We start from the raw sequence: 23,082 nt of genomic DNA on the forward strand, positions 1-23,082 counted from the left end.
GCAACGTCCTACTCTCACAGGGACAAGGTCCCAACTACCATCGGCGCTAGAGAGCTTAACTTCCGTGTTCGGTATGGGAACGGGTGTGACCTCTCTGCCATCATCACCAAACTGATGAAGGTATATTCCTTCAAAACTAGATAACATTGCTTCATATTATATGGTTAAGTCCTCGATCTATTAGTATTCGTCAGCTCCACATGTCACCATGCTTCCACCTCGAACCTATCAACCTGATCATCTTTCAGGGATCTTACTAGCTTACGCTATGGGAAATCTCATCTTGAGGGGGGCTTCATGCTTAGATGCTTTCAGCACTTATCCCTTCCGCACATAGCTACCCAGCTATGCCCTTGGCAGAACAACTGGTACACCAGCGGTGCGTCCATCCCGGTCCTCTCGTACTAAGGACAGCTCCTCTCAAATTTCCTGCGCCCACGACGGATAGGGACCGAACTGTCTCACGACGTTCTGAACCCAGCTCGCGTACCGCTTTAATGGGCGAACAGCCCAACCCTTGGGACCGACTACAGCCCCAGGATGCGATGAGCCGACATCGAGGTGCCAAACCTCCCCGTCGATGTGGACTCTTGGGGGAGATAAGCCTGTTATCCCCGGGGTAGCTTTTATCCGTTGAGCGATGGCCCTTCCATGCGGAACCACCGGATCACTAAGCCCGACTTTCGTCCCTGCTCGACTTGTAGGTCTCGCAGTCAAGCTCCCTTATGCCTTTGCACTCTACGAATGATTTCCAACCATTCTGAGGGAACCTTTGGGCGCCTCCGTTACACTTTAGGAGGCGACCGCCCCAGTCAAACTGCCCACCTGACACTGTCTCCCGGGTCGATAAGACCCGTAGGTTAGAATTTCAATACAGTCAGGGCGGTATCCCACCAGCGCCTCCACCGAAGCTAGCGCTCCGGTTTCAATGGCTCCCGCCTATCCTGTACAAACTGTACCAAAATTCAATATCAGGCTACAGTAAAGCTCCACGGGGTCTTTCCGTCCTGTCGCGGGTAACCTGCATCTTCACAGGTACTATAATTTCACCGAGTCTCTGGTTGAGACAGTGCCCAAATCGTTACACCTTTCGTGCGGGTCGGAACTTACCCGACAAGGAATTTCGCTACCTTAGGACCGTTATAGTTACGGCCGCCGTTTACTGGGGCTTCAGTTCAGAGCTTCGCTTACGCTAACCCCTCTCCTTAACCTTCCAGCACCGGGCAGGTGTCAGCCCCTATACTTCGCCTTACGGCTTCGCAGAGACCTGTGTTTTTGCTAAACAGTCGCTTGGGCCTATTCACTGCGGCTTTCCGTTAAGAAAGCACCCCTTCTCCCGAAGTTACGGGGTCATTTTGCCGAGTTCCTTAACCAGAGTTCTCTCGCACACCTTAGGATTCTCTCCTCGCCTACCTGTGTCGGTTTGCGGTACAGGCACCTTTTATCTCGCTAGAAGCTTTTCTTGGCAGCGGGGAATCAAAGACTTCGCTCCATAAGGAGCTTCCCCATCACAGCTCAGCCTTCACGATAAGCGGATTTGCCTACTTATCAGCCTAACTGCTTGGACGTGCACAACCAATCGCACGCTTCTTCTATCCTTCTGCGTCCCTCCATTGCTCAAACGATAAAGAGGTGGTACAGGAATATCAACCTGTTGTCCATCGCCTACGCCTGTCGGCCTCGGCTTAGGTCCTGACTAACCCTGAGCGGACGAGCCTTCCTCAGGAAACCTTAGGCATTCGGTGGACGGGATTCTCACCCGTCTTTCGCTACTCATACCGGCATTCTCACTTCTAAGCGCTCCACCAGTCCTTCCGGTCTGACTTCACTGCACTTAGAACGCTCCCCTACCACTGATACCATTGGTATCAATTCGCAGCTTCGGTGGTGTATTTAGCCCCGGTACATTTTCGGCGCAGAGTCACTCGACTAGTGAGCTATTACGCACTCTTTAAATGGTGGCTGCTTCTGAGCCAACATCCTAGTTGTCTAAGCAACTCCACATCCTTTTCCACTTAATACACACTTTGGGACCTTAGCTGGCGATCTGGGCTGTTTCCCTCTTGACTACGGTCTTATCACTCGCAGTCTGACTCCTAAGGATAAGTCATTGGCATTCGGAGTTTGACTGAATTCGGTAATCCGATGAGGACCCCTAGTTCAATCAGTGCTCTACCTCCAAGACTCTTACACTTAAGGCTAGCCCTAAAGCTATTTCGGGAGAACCAGCTATCTCCAGGTTCGATTGGAATTTCTCCGCTACCCACACCTCATCCCCGCACTTTTCAACGTGCGTGGGTTCGGGCCTCCATTCAGTGTTACCTGAACTTCACCCTGGACATGGGTAGATCACCTGGTTTCGGGTCTACGACCACGTACTAAACGCCCTATTCAGACTCGCTTTCGCTGCGGCTCCGCCTCTTCAGCTTAACCTTGCACGGGATCGTAACTCGCCGGTTCATTCTACAAAAGGCACGCCATCACCCATTAACGGGCTCTGACTATTTGTAGGCACACGGTTTCAGGAATCTCTTCACTCCCCTTCCGGGGTGCTTTTCACCTTTCCCTCACGGTACTGGTTCACTATCGATCACTAGGGAGTATTTAGCCTTGGGAGATGGTCCTCCCAGATTCCGACGGAATTTCACGTGTTCCGCCGTACTCAGGATACATTCAAGAGAGAACGAAGTTTCGACTACGGGGTTGTTACCCTCTGTGACGGACCTTTCCAGGTCGCTTCGTCTACCTCGTTCCTTTGTAACTCCGTATAGAATGTCCTACAACCCCAAGAGGCAAGCCTCTTGGTTTGGGCTAGATTCCGTTTCGCTCGCCGCTACTCAGGAAATCGCATTTGCTTTCTCTTCCTCCAGGTACTTAGATGTTTCAGTTCCCTGGGTCTGTCTTCCTTACCCTATGTATTCAGGTAAGGATACCATACCATTACGTATAGTGGGTTTCCCCATTCGGAAATCTTCGGATCAAAGCTTACTTACAGCTCCCCGAAGCATATCGGCGTTAGTCCCGTCCTTCATCGACTCCTAGTGTCAAGGCATCCACCGTGCGCCCTTTCTAACTTAACCAAACTAAAATTAAAAAAATATGAGCTACACTGTTATCTAGTTTTCAAAGAACATACATTTAAACTTGAGAGATAGTTCTCTCAAAACTGAACGAAACAAAACAAGTCAACGTTTATTGATGAACTGCGTTCATCAATTCTCCATAGAAAGGAGGTGATCCAGCCGCACCTTCCGATACGGCTACCTTGTTACGACTTCACCCCAATCATCTGTCCCACCTTAGGCGGCTGGCTCCATAAAGGTTACCCCACCGACTTCGGGTGTTACAAACTCTCGTGGTGTGACGGGCGGTGTGTACAAGGCCCGGGAACGTATTCACCGCGGCATGCTGATCCGCGATTACTAGCGATTCCAGCTTCATGTAGGCGAGTTGCAGCCTACAATCCGAACTGAGAACGGTTTTATGAGATTAGCTCCACCTCGCGGTCTTGCAGCTCTTTGTACCGTCCATTGTAGCACGTGTGTAGCCCAGGTCATAAGGGGCATGATGATTTGACGTCATCCCCACCTTCCTCCGGTTTGTCACCGGCAGTCACCTTAGAGTGCCCAACTTAATGATGGCAACTAAGATCAAGGGTTGCGCTCGTTGCGGGACTTAACCCAACATCTCACGACACGAGCTGACGACAACCATGCACCACCTGTCACTCTGCTCCCGAAGGAGAAGCTCTATCTCTAGAGTTTTCAGAGGATGTCAAGACCTGGTAAGGTTCTTCGCGTTGCTTCGAATTAAACCACATGCTCCACCGCTTGTGCGGCCCCCGTCAATTCCTTTGAGTTTCAGCCTTGCGGCCGTACTCCCCAGGCGGAGTGCTTAATGCGTTAACTTCAGCACTAAAGGGCGGAAACCCTCTAACACTTAGCACTCATCGTTTACGGCGTGGACTACCAGGGTATCTAATCCTGTTTGCTCCCCACGCTTTCGCGCCTCAGTGTCAGTTACAGACCAGAAAGTCGCCTTCGCCACTGGTGTTCCTCCATATCTCTACGCATTTCACCGCTACACATGGAATTCCACTTTCCTCTTCTGCACTCAAGTCTCCCAGTTTCCAATGACCCTCCACGGTTGAGCCGTGGGCTTTCACATCAGACTTAAGAAACCACCTGCGCGCGCTTTACGCCCAATAATTCCGGATAACGCTTGCCACCTACGTATTACCGCGGCTGCTGGCACGTAGTTAGCCGTGGCTTTCTGGTTAGGTACCGTCAAGGTGCCAGCTTATTCAACTAGCACTTGTTCTTCCCTAACAACAGAGTTTTACGACCCGAAAGCCTTCATCACTCACGCGGCGTTGCTCCGTCAGACTTTCGTCCATTGCGGAAGATTCCCTACTGCTGCCTCCCGTAGGAGTCTGGGCCGTGTCTCAGTCCCAGTGTGGCCGATCACCCTCTCAGGTCGGCTACGCATCGTTGCCTTGGTGAGCCGTTACCTCACCAACTAGCTAATGCGACGCGGGTCCATCCATAAGTGACAGCCGAAGCCGCCTTTCAATTTCGAACTATGCAGTTCAAAATATTATCCGGTATTAGCCCCGGTTTCCCGGAGTTATCCCAGTCTTATGGGTAGGTTACCCACGTGTTACTCACCCGTCCGCCGCTAACTTCATAAGAGCAAGCTCTTAATCCATTCGCTCGACTTGCATGTATTAGGCACGCCGCCAGCGTTCATCCTGAGCCAGGATCAAACTCTCCAATAAAGTTAGTTTGTCTAGCATCTAAAAATAAAAATTGACGTTTACGTTGTTTGTTTCGTTCAGTTTTCAAAGAACTTGTTTGTCGCTCATTTGCGACTCCCTTATGTTAACATTTTCATATTTCAATGTCAACCAAGTTTTTTTATTTCTTTTGTCGCTTTCTGCGTTGTTGCTACCGGCGACTTGTTCTATATTACACCTCTATATGCTAATCGTCAATACCTTTTATTCAATTAATAATAAAAAAATCCCAAAAGGTATTTTCTATATTAATTTCAGTTATCCTATTTCTCTATTTCAATGAAAATAATAAAAAAGGACATCCCATTACATACAAGACGTCCTTTTAATTACACATTATATACATGCACTCTTTAAGCTTTTGAACTCCTCCTCTTATTTAAACTATCGTCCTACTCATTCCTTGAGGCGGGCCTTTTCTGTCGGGAAATGATAAATAAATCAATTAATTTATTTTTATCCGCCCATACCACTCCAAATAAAACTAAGCCGCCGCCTATTACTATTCTCCACGTTAAAGATTCATTTAATAGAACAATTGAAGCAACAATACTTATTAGCGGCAATGCATTTAAATATAATCCACTTACTGATGCTGTAACTCTCTCTAGTGCTTTATTCCAACACCAATATGCTAAAATTGTCGCTCCAATAACAAGATACATTACACTAAATCCAGTCTTCCAGGTTTCAATCTTTGGGAAACCGTAATAAAAAGTTTCTACTATTGCAAATGGTAATAAAATAACCGATCCAATAATTAAAGTTAATGTTGTAAAAACCTTGTTTGATAGATACTGTTCCTGTTTCGGCTGTTTTAACAATACTGTATAGAAAGCAAATAAGAAGGTACTTAATAAAATAAGGATATCTCCTATTAAAGATACCTCTTGATCTGCATTGTTAGATGAAATTGTAATAAGAAGTACCCCTATAGCCCCCAATATAATACCAATCCAATAATTCGGCTGAATTTTCTCTTTCAAAAAGAACGCTGAAAAAAGAATTGTAACTAATGGCAATGCAGCATCAATGATACTAACATGTAATCCACTTGTTAAAGAAATCCCGTAGGATGTGAACATAAAATACCCAGCTACACCAGTAAAAGATAGCAAACTCATTCTTTTCCATGGAATATGTTTATGTACGATTGCTTTTTGAAGTTGGCCATATGAAAAAAGCATACAAATTCCACCCGCAAAGAAAAGACGAATAAATAACAAAGTAAATGGTTGAATAGATTCTAATGCCCATTTCGTTGGCGCAATTGCCGTCCCCCATAATATAACAGCCACTAATAACATGCATATTTCTTTCATAATCCCCCACACCCATCAAAAAATATATGTTAACTACCTTAATTATAGATTTTTTCTTAAGTAAAATCCTTTAAAACCACAAAAAGGTTATACGAAAAATAGCCATCCAGCTCTTTTTCGCATAACCTTTTCATATTAGATCAAAAACATTATTGTTCATTCTACAACTAAATTAACATAAAAAGGTAATCCTTACCTTTAATTTATATTTAAATATATTACTTTATAACCTTCTTATCACTTTAACATCCAAATTTTATTTTATACCGTTTCTACTTCATTCTTTTTTCTTCTTTAGCGTTATTAAATTTATGGATTTTAACATTTGGTAAATAAAAATAAACACAAAAAAACCTAAGTCGAAACGACTTAGGTTTTTGCTTGGCGACGTCCTACTCTCACAGGGACAAGGTCCCAACTACCATCGGCGCTAGAGAGCTTAACTTCCGTGTTCGGTATGGGAACGGGTGTGACCTCTCTGCCATCATCACCAAACTATTGAAGGTATATTCCTTCAAAACTAGATAACATTGCTTCATATTATATGGTTAAGTCCTCGATCTATTAGTATTCGTCAACTCCACATGTCACCATGCTTCCACCTCGAACCTATCAACCTGATCATCTTTCAGGGATCTTACTAGCTTACGCTATGGGAAATCTCATCTTGAGGGGGGCTTCATGCTTAGATGCTTTCAGCACTTATCCCTTCCGCACATAGCTACCCAGCTATGCCCTTGGCAGAACAACTGGTACACCAGCGGTGCGTCCATCCCGGTCCTCTCGTACTAAGGACAGCTCCTCTCAAATTTCCTGCGCCCACGACGGATAGGGACCGAACTGTCTCACGACGTTCTGAACCCAGCTCGCGTACCGCTTTAATGGGCGAACAGCCCAACCCTTGGGACCGACTACAGCCCCAGGATGCGATGAGCCGACATCGAGGTGCCAAACCTCCCCGTCGATGTGGACTCTTGGGGGAGATAAGCCTGTTATCCCCGGGGTAGCTTTTATCCGTTGAGCGATGGCCCTTCCATGCGGAACCACCGGATCGACTAAGCCCGACTTTCGTCCCTGCTCGACTTGTAGGTCTCGCAGTCAAGCTCCCTTATGCCTTTGCACTCTACGAATGATTTCCAACCATTCTGAGGGAACCTTTGGGCGCCTCCGTTACACTTTAGGAGGCGACCGCCCCAGTCAAACTGCCCACCTGACACTGTCTCCCGGGTCGATAAGACCCGTAGGTTAGAATTTCAATACAGTCAGGGCGGTATCCCACCAGCGCCTCCACCGAAGCTAGCGCTCCGGTTTCAATGGCTCCCGCCTATCCTGTACAAACTGTACCAAAATTCAATATCAGGCTACAGTAAAGCTCCACGGGGTCTTTCCGTCCTGTCGCGGGTAACCTGCATCTTCACAGGTACTATAATTTCACCGAGTCTCTGGTTGAGACAGTGCCCAAATCGTTACACCTTTCGTGCGGGTCGGAACTTACCCGACAAGGAATTTCGCTACCTTAGGACCGTTATAGTTACGGCCGCCGTTTACTGGGGCTTCAGTTCAGAGCTTCGCTTACGCTAACCCCTCTCCTTAACCTTCCAGCACCGGGCAGGTGTCAGCCCCTATACTTCGCCTTACGGCTTCGCAGAGACCTGTGTTTTTGCTAAACAGTCGCTTGGGCCTATTCACTGCGGCTTTCCGTTAAGAAAGCACCCCTTCTCCCGAAGTTACGGGGTCATTTTGCCGAGTTCCTTAACCAGAGTTCTCTCGCACACCTTAGGATTCTCTCCTCGCCTACCTGTGTCGGTTTGCGGTACAGGCACCTTTTATCTCGCTAGAAGCTTTTCTTGGCAGCGGGGAATCAAAGACTTCGCTCCATAAGGAGCTTCCCCATCACAGCTCAGCCTTCACGATAAGCGGATTTGCCTACTTATCAGCCTAACTGCTTGGACGTGCACAACCAATCGCACGCTTCTTCTATCCTTCTGCGTCCCTCCATTGCTCAAACGATAAAGAGGTGGTACAGGAATATCAACCTGTTGTCCATCGCCTACGCCTGTCGGCCTCGGCTTAGGTCCTGACTAACCCTGAGCGGACGAGCCTTCCTCAGGAAACCTTAGGCATTCGGTGGACGGGATTCTCACCCGTCTTTCGCTACTCATACCGGCATTCTCACTTCTAAGCGCTCCACCAGTCCTTCCGGTCTGACTTCACTGCACTTAGAACGCTCCCCTACCACTGATACCATTGGTATCAATTCGCAGCTTCGGTGGTGTATTTAGCCCCGGTACATTTTCGGCGCAGAGTCACTCGACTAGTGAGCTATTACGCACTCTTTAAATGGTGGCTGCTTCTGAGCCAACATCCTAGTTGTCTAAGCAACTCCACATCCTTTTCCACTTAATACACACTTTGGGACCTTAGCTGGCAATCTGGGCTGTTTCCCTCTTGACTACGGATCTTATCACTCGCAGTCTGACTCCTAAGGATAAGTCATTGGCATTCGGAGTTTGACTGAATTCGGTAATCCGATGAGGACCCCTAGTTCAATCAGTGCTCTACCTCCAAGACTCTTACACTTAAGGCTAGCCCTAAAGCTATTTCGGGGAGAACCAGCTATCTCCAGGTTCGATTGGAATTTCTCCGCTACCCACACCTCATCCCCGCACTTTTCAACGTGCGTGGGTTCGGGCCTCCATTCAGTGTTACCTGAACTTCACCCTGGACATGGGTAGAGTCACCTGGTTTCGGGTCTACGACCACGTACTAAACGCCCTATTCAGACTCGCTTTCGCTGCGGCTCCGCCTCTTCAGCTTAACCTTGCACGGGATCGTAACTCGCCGGTTCATTCTACAAAAGGCACGCCATCACCCATTAACGGGCTCTGACTATTTGTAGGCACACGGTTTCAGGATCTCTTTCACTCCCCTTCCGGGGTGCTTTTCACCTTTCCCTCACGGTACTGGTTCACTATCGATCACTAGGGAGTATTTAGCCTTGGGAGATGGTCCTCCCAGATTCCGACGGAAATTCACGTGTTCCGCCGTACTCAGGATACATTCAAGAGAGAACGAAGTTTCGACTACGGGGTTGTTACCCTCTGTGACGGACCTTTCCAGGTCGCTTCGTCTACCTCGTTCCTTTGTAACTCCGTATAGAATGTCCTACAACCCCAAGAGGCAAGCCTCTTGGTTTGGGCTAGATTCCGTTTCGCTCGCCGCTACTCAGGAAATCGCATTTGCTTTCTCTTCCTCCAGGTACTTAGATGTTTCAGTTCCCTGGGTCTGTCTTCCTTACCCTATGTATTCAGGTAAGGATACCATACCATTACGTATAGTGGGTTTCCCCATTCGGAAATCTTCGGATTAAAGCTTACTTACAGCTCCCCGAAGCATATCGGCGTTAGTCCCGTCCTTCATCGACTCCTAGTGTCAAGGCATCCACCGTGCGCCCTTTCTAACTTAACCAAACTAAAATTAAAAAAATATGAGCTACACTGTTATCTAGTTTTCAAAGAACATACATTTAAACTTGAGAGATAGTTCTCTCAAAACTGAACGAAACAAAACAAGTCAACGTTTATTGATGAACTGCGTTCATCAATTCTCCATAGAAAGGAGGTGATCCAGCCGCACCTTCCGATACGGCTACCTTGTTACGACTTCACCCCAATCATCTGTCCCACCTTAGGCGGCTGGCTCCATAAAGGTTACCCCACCGACTTCGGGTGTTACAAACTCTCGTGGTGTGACGGGCGGTGTGTACAAGGCCCGGGAACGTATTCACCGCGGCATGCTCGATCCGCGATTACTAGCGATTCCAGCTTCATGTAGGCGAGTTGCAGCCTACAATCCGAACTGAGAACGGTTTTATGAGATTAGCTCCACCTCGCGGTCTTGCAGCTCTTTGTACCGTCCATTGTAGCACGTGTGTAGCCCAGGTCATAAGGGGCATGATGATTTGACGTCATCCCCACCTTCCTCCGGTTTGTCACCGGCAGTCACCTTAGAGTGCCCAACTTAATGATGGCAACTGAAGATCAAGGGTTGCGCTCGTTGCGGGACTTAACCCAACATCTCACGACACGAGCTGACGACAACCATGCACCACCTGTCACTCTGCTCCCGAAGGAGAAGCTCTATCTCTAGAGTTTTCAGAGGATGTCAAGACCTGGTAAGGTTCTTCGCGTTGCTTCGAATTAAACCACATGCTCCACCGCTTGTGCGGGCCCCCGTCAATTCCTTTGAGTTTCAGCCTTGCGGCCGTACTCCCCAGGCGGAGTGCTTAATGCGTTAACTTCAGCACTAAAGGGCGGAAACCCTCTAACACTTAGCACTCATCGTTTACGGCGTGGACTACCAGGGTATCTAATCCTGTTTGCTCCCCACGCTTTCGCGCCTCAGTGTCAGTTACAGACCAGAAAGTCGCCTTCGCCACTGGTGTTCCTCCATATCTCTACGCATTTCACCGCTACACATGGAATTCCACTTTCCTCTTCTGCACTCAAGTCTCCCAGTTTCCAATGACCCTCCACGGTTGAGCCGTGGGCTTTCACATCAGACTTAAGAAACCACCTGCGCGCGCTTTACGCCCAATAATTCCGGATAACGCTTGCCACCTACGTATTACCGCGGCTGCTGGCACGTAGTTAGCCGTGGCTTTCTGGTTAGGTACCGTCAAGGTGCCAGCTTATTCAACTAGCACTTGTTCTTCCCTAACAACAGAGTTTTACGACCCGAAAGCCTTCATCACTCACGCGGCGTTGCTCCGTCAGACTTTCGTCCATTGCGGAAGATTCCCTACTGCTGCCTCCCGTAGGAGTCTGGGCCGTGTCTCAGTCCCAGTGTGGCCGTTCACCCTCTCAGGTCGGCTACGCATCGTTGCCTTGGTGAGCCGTTACCTCACCAACTAGCTAATGCGACGCGGGTCCATCCATAAGTGACAGCCGAAGCCGCCTTTCAATTTCGAACTATGCAGTTCAAAATATTATCCGGTATTAGCCCCGGTTTCCCGGAGTTATCCCAGTCTTATGGGTAGGTTACCCACGTGTTACTCACCCGTCCGCCGCTAACTTCATAAGAGCAAGCTCTTAATCCATTCGCTCGACTTGCATGTATTAGGCACGCCGCCAGCGTTCATCCTGAGCCAGGATCAAACTCTCCAATAAAGTTAGTTTGTCTAGCATCTAAAAATAAAAATTGACGTTTACGTTGTTTGTTTCGTTCAGTTTTCAAAGAACTTGTCTGCCGCTCATTTGCGACTCCCTTATGTTAACATTTCCAATTTGTAATGTCAACCAAGTTTTTTATTTCGTTTGTCGCTTTCTGCGTTATTGCTATCGGCGACTTGTTCTATATTACACCTCTATAGGATAATCGTCAACACCTTTTTATAAAGATATTTAATTTAATACCTTCGTACTCTTTTAGCTCTAGATACGGACCTATAAAGATTTCATTTAACATAGAAACCATCGTCTACTTTTCTTTACTAATCTATCCTTCTACATACTTTTCAATTTAGGCACTCCTCTATTACAAAGGACTCGCTCCCCCCATCTTACCGAACTCATACGATTGATTCTTTTCAGCTAAATTAGCAACCTTATTTTAATAATTAATAGTATATAAGTAGAAAGTTGCTTTATTTTTTATTACCGCTCCCTACTCCCCTTTGTTTATCAAATTGTAATATCAATAACATTCTATTAGAAACAGGTGACGATATGAAAGATATACGTATTCTTATAGCAGACTATGATAAAGAAATCCGAGAGTTATACATAGTAGGTACTGCGATCAACAGTGAAGAGGCCCTGCGCTTATTTAATCCAAACAACTATAACCTCGTTATATTAGATCTTATGATACCAAAAGTAGATGGGATCGAAGTATGTAGAAAGCTTAGAGATACAACGAACATTCCTATATTAATGCTAACTGCTAAAGATCACGAAGTGGTTGCAAGAGTAAAAGCTCTTATGCGACGTTTTTTAGTTCTTGAAAGTAATACTAACGGACAAGAGAAAACAGCTTTAACATTTAAAGGGCTAACTATCGATTTTAAAAAATACACGGTCCATACGAACGGAAAAGAAATCAACTTAACTGGAAAAGAACTTGAACTATTAAAATTCTTCGCTTCAAACCCAGAGCAAGTATTTACAAAAACACAACTCTTTCGAAATGTATGGGACGATAATTATATAGAAGATGATAATACCGTTATGGTGCATATCAGAAAGCTTAGAAAGAAAATAGAAATCGATTCTTCCAATCCAAAATTCATTCAGACTGTATGGGGAATCGGTTATAAGTTTGTAGGTGAAAAGGTTGAAAAATGATAAGATCCTCTTTCTTATTTCATTACAACTTATCATTTGCGGACTTTTAAATATAGATATGGGATACCATGTAAAAGTATCTTTATTTATTGCTCTTATCATAATCACAATATACTTTTTCTTTTCAAGAGTTCACTTTATTCAAAGCAACGAATCGATGGTTACTAAATTAAGCCGTGCACTTAAAGGGAATTTACAAACGAGGCTATTCACAAATAACGACCGTTCATTAAATAATATCGTGTTTTCAATAAACGAATTAATAGCTGCATTAGAAAAGGGTCAGATCGAAGCAAGGAAATCCCAAGAAGCTAGAAAACAACTTTTATCTAATATCTCACATGATATCCGGACACCACTCACTTCTATTATTGGATATATTGATGCTTTAAAAGATGATGTCGCTACTTCTGAAGTAGAAAAGCAAGAATATCTTGAAATACTTTATAAGAAATCGAATGACTTAAAACATCTGGTCGATGAAATCTTTAATATTGCCAAGCTAGATGCTGATGAATTTCCATTAAAAGAAGAAGAACTCGATTTTTCTGAAGTTACTAGAGAAGTATTAATCGAATTTTTACCCGAGCTATCAAAACATAACATTGAACTACAAGTTCTCATACCAGAATCTACTTCTCCTATTATTGCAGATCACCTTAGCCTTATACGAATTATAGGTAATCTAATAAAAAACGCTATCCATTACGGAAAAGCTGGGAAAATAGTAGGAGTCGAACTACTAGAAACCAATACAGAATATGAGCTTCTTATTTGGGACAAGGGAACCGGTATTCCAAAACATGATTTACAAAACGTATTTAAGCGGATGTACCGCAGTGAACAATCAAGAAATCCTTCTTACGGTGGTAGTGGCCTCGGACTTTCTATTTCTAAAGCCCTCGTTGAAAAAAATGGTGGGCGTATATGGGTTGACAGTATTCCCCGGGAACGAACTACTTTTGGTTTTTCCGTCCTAAAACACACTACTTTTAAGGAAATAGTTAAGAAATGATTAATATGCAGTTAAACCTTCCTTTTTATTATGTAATTAAGAACTTATAGAAAGTAGGTGCCCCCTATAAATACACTTATAAAAACGACAAACCTTACTAAAGTTTATGGGACCCAAAAGTCAGTAGATAATCTAAATATGAATGTACGACAAGGAGAGATTTATGGATTCATAGGGCGTAACGGTGCTGGTAAAACAACTACAATCCGTATGCTGCTTAGTCTTATAAAACCTACAAGTGGAAATATAGAAATATTCGGTGAGGATTTACTTCGGAATCCAAAAGACATTTTAAGAAGAATTGGTTCTATCGTTGAAGTCCCAGGATTTTATGAAAACTTAACTGCAAGAGAGAACTTATTAATTAATGCAAATATAATTGGAGTTCACAAAAGGAATGCAATTGAAGAAGCATTAGAAATTGTAGGCTTGCAGCACGAAACAAAAAAACTAGTAGGAAAATACTCTTTAGGAATGAAGCAACGCTTAGGGATTGCACGTGCTCTTCTCCATTATCCTGAACTACTCATACTAGATGAACCAACTAACGGACTAGATCCAATCGGTATTAAAGAAATGCGAAAACTCATTAAATCTTTAGCTCAAGACAGAAATATAACGATACTCATTTCTAGTCATATATTAGCTGAGGTGGAACAACTAGTCGATCGTATGGGAATTATTCATGAAGGAAGGTTATTAGAAGAAGTTTCTCTTGATACACTGCGTAAAGCCAATCGTAAGTACATAGAATTCCAGGTGAATAATGATAATAAAGCTGCGATGCTATTAGAAAATCATTTTCAAATTTTTGATTATGAGGTACATGATGAAGGAAATATTCGCGTTTATTCTCACTTTGGACAGCAAGGACACATCAACAGAACGTTAGTTCGTAACGATATTGAAGTATTAAAAATTGTGATGAGCGAAGATAGACTAGAAGATTATTTCACCAAACTAGTTGGGGGTGGCACAATTGGTTAATCTGCTTTATACAGAACTATTAAAATTGAAACGATCCAATATGTTTTTGATCAGTATTATCGGAGCAGGTGTCGCACCATTTTTAGTGGTTGTAGCTTCTTATATACACATGAAGACAAAGCAGCCTACTCCAACTATTTTATTTGGTCAACTGTTCACTGAAGTTAACCTATACACTACTTTAATTATAGGATTCCCCTTATATGGAGTTGTAATCGCTTATCTATTTACCCGTGAATACACGGAAGATACATTAAAAAACTTGCTAACTATCCCAGTATCACGTATTAGCTTTATTATAAGTAAGTTTATCCTTCTATTCCTTTGGATCATGATGCTAACTTTAGTCGCTTGGACGCTAACTTTATTATTAGGGCTAATAGGTAGCTTCCCTGGGTTTAGTATCACCTTACTTTTAGGCTCTCTCATAAAATTTTTAATATGTGGTGGACTTCTCTTTCTTTTGTCTTCACCTATTGTACTACTAACTCTTTTAACGAAAACCTATGTACCGCCTATTATATTAACAATCATTATTACAATGACTAACCTTATGATTGTAAATTCAAAACATAAAGACCTATTCCCATGGACCGCTACTCTAGATATAGCAAATAACGAATTACAAACGACTTATCCACCAGAGTATTCTTATATCATCATTGCAGTAACAGCTATTTTCGGATTTATTACAACACTATTCTATTTTAAAAGAGTAGATATTCATTAATTTATAGGAGTGAAATTATGAGCGATCTTATCATTTCCTTCATACTTGGCATTGTAGAAGGCTTGGCTGAATTTTTACCCATCTCTTCTACTGGCCATCTTATATTAGTCGGACATTTATTAGGTTTTGAAGGAGAAAGGGCAAAAACATTTGAAATTGTCATACAGTTAGGGGCAATTTTAGCTATCGCGATTTTATATCATAAACGCCTTGTTTCTTTATGTAATATTAGACCCCTTCTACGGAAAGAGAAAAAATTCAATGCATTACATGTTTTTCTCGGTGTATTCCCGGCAGTAGTTGCTGGCTTACTACTACATGATGTTATTAAAACATACTTATTTCAGCCGTATACTGTCGTAATTGGACTTGTAGCAGGAGCAATTCTAATGATTTTTGCAGAAGTAAAAAAGGCAGAGGTAACCGCTTTTTCACTAGATGATTTAACATACCGCCAAGCATTAATAATTGGATTATTTCAATGCTTAGCAGTATATCCTGGCTTCTCTAGAGCGGGCTCTACTATTTCTGGAGGGCTATTAGCAAAAGTAAATTATAAGGCTGCATCTGAGTTTTCTTTTCTCATTGCCATTCCTGTAATGGTCGGAGCTACAGGATTAGACTTATTAAAAAGTTGGAAGTATTTAAGTGTAGATGACATTCCTATGTTTACTGTAGGATTCATTACCTCTTTTATAGTAGCAATGCTAGCAGTAGTAACTTTCCTGAAGCTTTTAGAAAAGATCGGTTTAAAACCTTTTGCATATTATCGTATTTTGTTAGCCATTGTATTTACACTTTTCGTATTGCTATAGCTTCATATAAGTCACATGTTATTAAACCGATATTCAAGGAATATCGGTTTTTATCTATTTCACCTCTAGTATTACTCACTTCAATATGGCATAGTGGGTAATAGATCACTATTAATAATCTGAATATTCTTTACTACCAATCAACATTTCATTAAAATATGTAAAGTTAAAAGCTATACTTGAAATCCGAACCTAATAATAGCATTTCCTCTTTAAACACATATACTGAATTAAAAATAAACACCTCAATTGATTGAATATGCCCATTACACCACCACAGAATGAACGTTCTGTGCCGCTACTTCCTTGTATTTAAGTAATCGTACTATAGTTTTTTCACTTGCACTTATCTTCTCTACGAAAGACTCCCAATTATAAGATTTAAGTAGGTTTCATCCTATGTCTATATACAAACAACTGTACGCTTACAATTAGAAAAGCAAATCGAATTGTTGACCAAGCATTTAGTTTCATTTAATAGTATTAACGGTACCGATGGCGAGGTCAGTATTATAGATGAACTATATAGTATTTTCAAAAGCACCCTGAACACGTATGGATTCAACATGTACCTCATGATCCAATAGGTAGAAAAAATGTATTTGCATTTGTAAAAGAAAAAAACGCTTCCCGCTCTACTATCATTTATCATTCACACCTAGATATAGTCGGCATTGAAGACCTTGGATCGTTAAAAGAACATGCTTTCTCTCCTGAAACACTCGAACAATATTTTCAAACCAATCCAAAACCTGGAGAGTGGCTGTTCGGCCGTGGTTCTCTTGATATGAAAGATGGTGCTGCCATTCATCTAGCCAATATACTATACTTCTCAGAACATGTGCATTTACTCGAAGGAAATCTACTACTCTTATTCAATGGAGATGAAGAAGGAGAACATCGTGGGATTATCTCTGCCTTAACCGAATTCGAAAGACTGAAGCAAGAAAAACAATTACAGTATCGTTTGGCTATTAACAATGAATTTATATGATGGAGATACTCAGCGCTACATTTATACAGGAACTTCAGGTAAACTTCTTCCTTGTTTCTATATTTATGGAAGAGAAGTACATGTAGGTGATACATTGTCTTGCATTGATCCTAATTTTATTGCAGCCCAAATCACAAATAGACTACATAACAACTATATCCATTACCATACAAAACAATCCGGAAATTAAACATCCCATCTATTAATATGGGCGTCTACGGGAAAGATGGCCATAAATGGACAGAACATGTTTACAAACCCTATCCAGTCAGCGTATTACCTTTATTAATCCGTAATACAACAATACAAATTTTAAATGACTACAAAGCTATTACAAATAAGCAAATTGCCCAGGGTTTATAAAGAAAATCAACTTTAGCTAAAGCGAGGTAAAAATACAAATGAATCCATTAGCACGAACATATTGGGATACTTATTGGGGGAACAATGAAAAACCGAAATCCGTTATGGCTTGGCAATTTGGTGATTCTCCTGATTATCTCGCTCAATTAGTCATTGATGGTGTAAAAACAGCAACATGCTCCGGCCATATTTTTTATGAATTAGAAAATGAACCGCTGCCGACAACCAATGATTATAGTATTGTACTCAATAGTCAAGATGAACCTGTAGCTATCATTAAAACAATAGAAGTAACTGTAACACCAATGAATGAAGTAACTGAAGAATTCGCTATCGCTGAAGGTGAAGGCGATCGTACCTATAGTTACTGGAGAGACACCCATATTCAGTTCTTTACAGGGGAACTAAACGAGCTTAGGCTTAGTTTTTCTGAAGATATGCTGCTCGTTTGCGAACGTTTTGAGCTGATTGATGTAAAAAAATAAATATAGCTTGTCATCTATCACTCCAGAAATACGTAGATGACAAGCTTATTTTATTAAACACAAAAAACACAAGTCAAAAGACTTGTGTTTTTATCTTGCTTGGCGACGTCCTACTCTCACAGGGACAAGGTCCCAACTACCATCGGCGCTAGAGAGCTTAACTTCCGTGTTCGGTATGGGAACGGGTGTGACCTCTCTGCCATCATCACCAAACTGATGAAGGTATATTCCTTCAAAACTAGATAACATTGCTTCATATTATATGGTTAAGTCCTCGATCTATTAGTATTCGTCAGCTCCACATGTCACCATGCTTCCACCTCGAACCTATCAACCTGATCATCTTTCAGGGATCTTACTAGCTTACGCTATGGGAAATCTCATCTTGAGGGGGGCTTCATGCTTAGATGCTTTCAGCACTTATCCCTTCCGCACATAGCTACCCAGCTATGCCCTTGGCAGAACAACTGGTACACCAGCGGTGCGTCCATCCCGGTCCTCTCGTACTAAGGACAGCTCCTCTCAAATTTCCTGCGCCCACGACGGATAGGGACCGAACTGTCTCACGACGTTCTGAACCCAGCTCGCGTACCGCTTTAATGGGCGAACAGCCCAACCCTTGGGACCGACTACAGCCCCAGGATGCGATGAGCCGACATCGAGGTGCCAAACCTCCCCGTCGATGTGGACTCTTGGGGGAGATAAGCCTGTTATCCCCGGGGTAGCTTTTATCCGTTGAGCGATGGCCCTTCCATGCGGAACCACCGGATGACTAAGCCCGACTTTCGTCCCTGCTCGACTTGTAGGTCTCGCAGTCAAGCTCCCTTATGCCTTTGCACTCTACGAATGATTTCCAACCATTCTGAGGGAACCTTTGGGCGCCTCCGTTACACTTTAGGAGGCGACCGCCCCAGTCAAACTGCCCACCTGACACTGTCTCCCGGGTCGATAAGACCCGTAGGTTAGAATTTCAATACAGTCAGGGCGGTATCCCACCAGCGCCTCCACCGAAGCTAGCGCTCCGGTTTCAATGGCTCCCGCCTATCCTGTACAAACTGTACCAAAATTCAATATCAGGCTACAGTAAAGCTCCACGGGGTCTTTCCGTCCTGTCGCGGGTAACCTGCATCTTCACAGGTACTATAATTTCACCGAGTCTCTGGTTGAGACAGTGCCCAAATCGTTACACCTTTCGTGCGGGTCGGAACTTACCCGACAAGGAATTTCGCTACCTTAGGACCGTTATAGTTACGGCCGCCGTTTACTGGGGCTTCAGTTCAGAGCTTCGCTTACGCTAACCCCTCTCCTTAACCTTCCAGCACCGGGCAGGTGTCAGCCCCTATACTTCGCCTTACGGCTTCGCAGAGACCTGTGTTTTTGCTAAACAGTCGCTTGGGCCTATTCACTGCGGCTTTCCGTTAAGAAAGCACCCCTTCTCCCGAAGTTACGGGGTCATTTTGCCGAGTTCCTTAACCAGAGTCTCTCGCACACCTTAGGATTCTCTCCTCGCCTACCTGTGTCGGTTTGCGGTACAGGCACCTTTTATCTCGCTAGAAGCTTTTCTTGGCAGCGGGGAATCAAAGACTTCGCTCCATAAGGAGCTTCCCCATCACAGCTCAGCCTTCACGATAAGCGGATTTGCCTACTTATCAGCCTAACTGCTTGGACGTGCACAACCAATCGCACGCTTCTTCTATCCTTCTGCGTCCCTCCATTGCTCAAACGATAAAGAGGTGGTACAGGAATATCAACCTGTTGTCCATCGCCTACGCCTGTCGGCCTCGGCTTAGGTCCTGACTAACCCTGAGCGGACGAGCCTTCCTCAGGAAACCTTAGGCATTCGGTGGACGGGATTCTCACCCGTCTTTCGCTACTCATACCGGCATTCTCACTTCTAAGCGCTCCACCAGTCCTTCCGGTCTGACTTCACTGCACTTAGAACGCTCCCCTACCACTGATACCATTGGTATCAATTCGCAGCTTCGGTGGTGTATTTAGCCCCGGTACATTTTCGGCGCAGAGTCACTCGACTAGTGAGCTATTACGCACTCTTTAAATGGTGGCTGCTTCTGAGCCAACATCCTAGTTGTCTAAGCAACTCCACATCCTTTTCCACTTAATACACACTTTGGGACCTTAGCTGGCGATCTGGGCTGTTTCCCTCTTGACTACGGATCTTATCACTCGCAGTCTGACTCCTAAGGATAAGTCATTGGCATTCGGAGTTTGACTGAATTCGGTAATCCGATGAGGACCCCTAGTTCAATCAGTGCTCTACCTCCAAGACTCTTACACTTAAGGCTAGCCCTAAAGCTATTTCGGGGAGAACCAGCTATCTCCAGGTTCGATTGGAATTTCTCCGCTACCCACACCTCATCCCCGCACTTTTCAACGTGCGTGGGTTCGGGCCTCCATTCAGTGTTACCTGAACTTCACCCTGGACATGGGTAGAGTCACCTGGTTTCGGGTCTACGACCACGTACTAAACGCCCTATTCAGACTCGCTTTCGCTGCGGCTCCGCCTCTTCAGCTTAACCTTGCACGGGATCGTAACTCGCCGGTTCATTCTACAAAAGGCACGCCATCACCCATTAACGGGCTCTGACTATTTGTAGGCACACGGTTTCAGGATCTCTTTCACTCCCCTTCCGGGGTGCTTTTCACCTTTCCCTCACGGTACTGGTTCACTATCGATCACTAGGGAGTATTTAGCCTTGGGAGATGGTCCTCCCAGATTCCGACGGAATTTCACGTGTTCCGCCGTACTCAGGATACATTCAAGAGAGAACGAAGTTTCGACTACGGGGTTGTTACCCTCTGTGACGGACCTTTCCAGGTCGCTTCGTCTACCTCGTTCCTTTGTAACTCCGTATAGAATGTCCTACAACCCCAAGAGGCAAGCCTCTTGGTTTGGGCTAGATTCCGTTTCGCTCGCCGCTACTCAGGAAATCGCATTTGCTTTCTCTTCCTCCAGGTACTTAGATGTTTCAGTTCCCTGGGTCTGTCTTCCATACCCTATGTATTCAGGTAAGGATACCATACCATTACGTATAGTGGGTTTCCCCATTCGGAAATCTTCGGATAAAAGCTTACTTACAGCTCCCCGAAGCATATCGGCGTTAGTCCCGTCCTTCATCGACTCCTAGTGTCAAGGCATCCACCGTGCGCCCTTTCTAACTTAACCAAACTAAAATTAAAAAAAATATGAGCTACACTGTTATCTAGTTTTCAAAGAACATACATTTAAACTTGAGAGATAGTTCTCTCAAAACTGAACGAAACAAAACAAGTCAACGTTTATTGATGAACTGCGTTCATCAATTCTCCATAGAAAGGAGGTGATCCAGCCGCACCTTCCGATACGGCTACCTTGTTACGACTTCACCCCAATCATCTGTCCCACCTTAGGCGGCTGGCTCCATAAAGGTTACCCCACCGACTTCGGGTGTTACAAACTCTCGTGGTGTGACGGGCGGTGTGTACAAGGCCCGGGAACGTATTCACCGCGGCATGCTCGATCCGCGATTACTAGCGATTCCAGCTTCATGTAGGCGAGTTGCAGCCTACAATCCGAACTGAGAACGGTTTTATGAGATTAGCTCCACCTCGCGGTCTTGCAGCTCTTTGTACCGTCCATTGTAGCACGTGTGTAGCCCAGGTCATAAGGGGCATGATGATTTGACGTCATCCCCACCTTCCTCCGGTTTGTCACCGGCAGTCACCTTAGAGTGCCCAACTTAATGATGGCAACTAAGATCAAGGGTTGCGCTCGTTGCGGGACTTAACCCAACATCTCACGACACGAGCTGACGACAACCATGCACCACCTGTCACTCTGCTCCCGAAGGAGAAGCTCTATCTCTAGAGTTTTCAGAGGATGTCAAGACCTGGTAAGGTTCTTCGCGTTGCTTCGAATTAAACCACATGCTCCACCGCTTGTGCGGGCCCCCGTCAATTCCTTTGAGTTTCAGCCTTGCGGCCGTACTCCCCAGGCGGAGTGCTTAATGCGTTAACTTCAGCACTAAAGGGCGGAAACCCTCTAACACTTAGCACTCATCGTTTACGGCGTGGACTACCAGGGTATCTAATCCTGTTTGCTCCCCACGCTTTCGCGCCTCAGTGTCAGTTACAGACCAGAAAGTCGCCTTCGCCACTGGTGTTCCTCCATATCTCTACGCATTTCACCGCTACACATGGAATTCCACTTTCCTCTTCTGCACTCAAGTCTCCCAGTTTCCAATGACCCTCCACGGTTGAGCCGTGGGCTTTCACATCAGACTTAAGAAACCACCTGCGCGCGCTTTACGCCCAATAATTCCGGATAACGCTTGCCACCTACGTATTACCGCGGCTGCTGGCACGTAGTTAGCCGTGGCTTTCTGGTTAGGTACCGTCAAGGTGCCAGCTTATTCAACTAGCACTTGTTCTTCCCTAACAACAGAGTTTTACGACCCGAAAGCCTTCATCACTCACGCGGCGTTGCTCCGTCAGACTTTCGTCCATTGCGGAAGATTCCCTACTGCTGCCTCCCGTAGGAGTCTGGGCCGTGTCTCAGTCCCAGTGTGGCCGATCACCCTCTCAGGTCGGCTACGCATCGTCGCCTTGGTGAGCCGTTACCTCACCAACTAGCTAATGCGACGCGGGTCCATCCATAAGTGACAGCCGAAGCCGCCTTTCAATTTCGAACTATGCAGTTCAAAATATTATCCGGTATTAGCCCCGGTTTCCCGGAGTTATCCCAGTCTTATGGGTAGGTTACCCACGTGTTACTCACCCGTCCGCCGCTAACTTCATAAGAGCAAGCTCTTAATCCATTCGCTCGACTTGCATGTATTAGGCACGCCGCCAGCGTTCATCCTGAGCCAGGATCAAACTCTCCAATAAAGTTAGTTTGTCTAGCATCTAAAAATAAAAATTGACGTTTACGTTGTTTGTTTCGTTCAGTTTTCAAAGAACTTGTTTGTCGCTCATTTGCGACTCCCTTATGTTAACATTTCCAATTTGTAATGTCAACCAAGTTTTTTTATTTCTTTTGTCGCTTTCTGCGTTGTTGCTATCGGCGACTTGTTCTATATTACACCTCTATAGGATAATCGTCAACACCTTTTTATAAAGATATTTAATTTAATATGTTCACACCATTTTATCCCGCTATTTGCGGACAGTAAGACTCCCACCTCAAAGTTCGGCTAAGCAAAGAAGTTAGTAGTAAGCCTGACGATCTATAAATTC

The 23,082-nt window shown here is 44.6% G+C and carries 7 protein-coding genes, 9 rRNA genes and 1 pseudogene; 7 read left to right on the forward strand and 10 right to left on the reverse strand.

All coding sequences use genetic code 11. The annotated features are described in order from the left end of the window. The 7 genes from rrf (ACE38F_RS00005) to ACE38F_RS00035 form a co-directional block, all read right to left on the reverse strand. Nucleotides 1–111: ribosomal RNA gene (gene rrf / locus ACE38F_RS00005) — 5S ribosomal RNA — on the reverse strand. A gap of 49 nt (nucleotides 112–160) precedes the next feature. After that, nucleotides 161–3,080: ribosomal RNA gene (locus ACE38F_RS00010) — 23S ribosomal RNA — on the reverse strand. A gap of 146 nt (nucleotides 3,081–3,226) precedes the next feature. Then, nucleotides 3,227–4,777 (reverse strand): 16S ribosomal RNA (locus tag ACE38F_RS00015). Nucleotides 4,778–5,187: 410 nt separating this feature from the next. Then, nucleotides 5,188–6,117, reverse strand: a complete 930-nt coding sequence (locus tag ACE38F_RS00020; RefSeq protein WP_375371408.1) for a DMT family transporter — start codon at nucleotides 6,115–6,117, stop codon at nucleotides 5,188–5,190. 379 nt (nucleotides 6,118–6,496) lie between these two features. Further along, nucleotides 6,497–6,612 (reverse strand): 5S ribosomal RNA (rrf, locus tag ACE38F_RS00025). Nucleotides 6,613–6,661: 49 nt separating this feature from the next. Next, a 23S ribosomal RNA gene (locus tag ACE38F_RS00030) occupies nucleotides 6,662–9,585 on the reverse strand. Between the two features lie 146 nt (nucleotides 9,586–9,731). Then, nucleotides 9,732–11,285 (reverse strand): 16S ribosomal RNA (locus ACE38F_RS00035). The 16S, 23S and 5S rRNA genes sit together here, the layout of an rRNA operon. Nucleotides 11,286–11,843: 558 nt before the next feature. Between ACE38F_RS00035 and ACE38F_RS00040 the strand changes: the two genes are divergently transcribed. The 7 genes and pseudogenes from ACE38F_RS00040 (at nucleotide 11,844) to ACE38F_RS00070 (ending at nucleotide 17,850) form a co-directional block, all read left to right on the forward strand. Further along, nucleotides 11,844–12,461 (forward strand): response regulator transcription factor, encoded by a 618-nt coding sequence (locus ACE38F_RS00040; protein ID WP_375371400.1) that lies wholly within the window; start codon nucleotides 11,844–11,846, stop codon nucleotides 12,459–12,461. Beyond that, a complete protein-coding gene (locus ACE38F_RS00045) occupies nucleotides 12,451–13,476 on the forward strand; it encodes a sensor histidine kinase (RefSeq protein WP_375371401.1) in 1,026 nt (341 codons plus the stop codon). The genes ACE38F_RS00040 and ACE38F_RS00045 overlap by 11 nt, the downstream gene beginning before the upstream one ends. A gap of 57 nt (nucleotides 13,477–13,533) precedes the next feature. Next, nucleotides 13,534–14,463 carry an ABC transporter ATP-binding protein gene (locus ACE38F_RS00050; protein WP_375371402.1) on the forward strand — a complete coding sequence of 310 codons (930 nt, stop codon included), beginning with the start codon at nucleotides 13,534–13,536 and terminating at the stop codon, nucleotides 14,461–14,463. Beyond that, nucleotides 14,456–15,193, forward strand: a complete 738-nt coding sequence (locus ACE38F_RS00055) for an ABC transporter permease (RefSeq protein ID WP_375371403.1) — start codon at nucleotides 14,456–14,458, stop codon at nucleotides 15,191–15,193. The genes ACE38F_RS00050 and ACE38F_RS00055 overlap by 8 nt, the downstream gene beginning before the upstream one ends. 17 nt (nucleotides 15,194–15,210) lie before the next feature. Continuing rightward, the gene (gene bacA / locus ACE38F_RS00060) at nucleotides 15,211–16,008 is read left to right on the forward strand and encodes an undecaprenyl-diphosphate phosphatase (RefSeq protein WP_375371404.1); all 798 of its coding nucleotides are present in this window, start codon (nucleotides 15,211–15,213) and stop codon (nucleotides 16,006–16,008) included. Between the two features lie 407 nt (nucleotides 16,009–16,415). Continuing rightward, nucleotides 16,416–17,186 (forward strand): annotated as a pseudogene (locus ACE38F_RS00065) (M20/M25/M40 family metallo-hydrolase); the annotation flags it as partial. Between the two features lie 217 nt (nucleotides 17,187–17,403). Continuing rightward, entirely contained in the window at nucleotides 17,404–17,850 is a 447-nt protein-coding gene (locus ACE38F_RS00070; protein ID WP_375371405.1) for an ASCH domain-containing protein, read from the forward strand. Nucleotides 17,851–17,947: 97 nt separating this feature from the next. On the opposite strand, the gene rrf (ACE38F_RS00075) is transcribed toward ACE38F_RS00070, so the two are convergent. The 3 genes from rrf (ACE38F_RS00075) to ACE38F_RS00085 all read right to left on the reverse strand — a co-directional run bounded on the left by rrf (ACE38F_RS00075) (nucleotide 17,948) and on the right by ACE38F_RS00085 (nucleotide 22,734). Then, nucleotides 17,948–18,063: ribosomal RNA gene (rrf, locus tag ACE38F_RS00075) — 5S ribosomal RNA — on the reverse strand. Between the two features lie 49 nt (nucleotides 18,064–18,112). Next, a 23S ribosomal RNA gene (locus ACE38F_RS00080) occupies nucleotides 18,113–21,034 on the reverse strand. 147 nt (nucleotides 21,035–21,181) lie between these two features. Beyond that, nucleotides 21,182–22,734, reverse strand: a 16S ribosomal RNA gene (locus ACE38F_RS00085). Nucleotides 22,735–23,082: the final 348 nt, after the last annotated feature.

The sequence above is a fragment of the Bacillus altaicus genome (genome assembly GCF_042136375.2).
Classification (GTDB): domain Bacteria; phylum Bacillota; class Bacilli; order Bacillales; family Bacillaceae_G; genus Bacillus_A; species Bacillus_A cereus_U.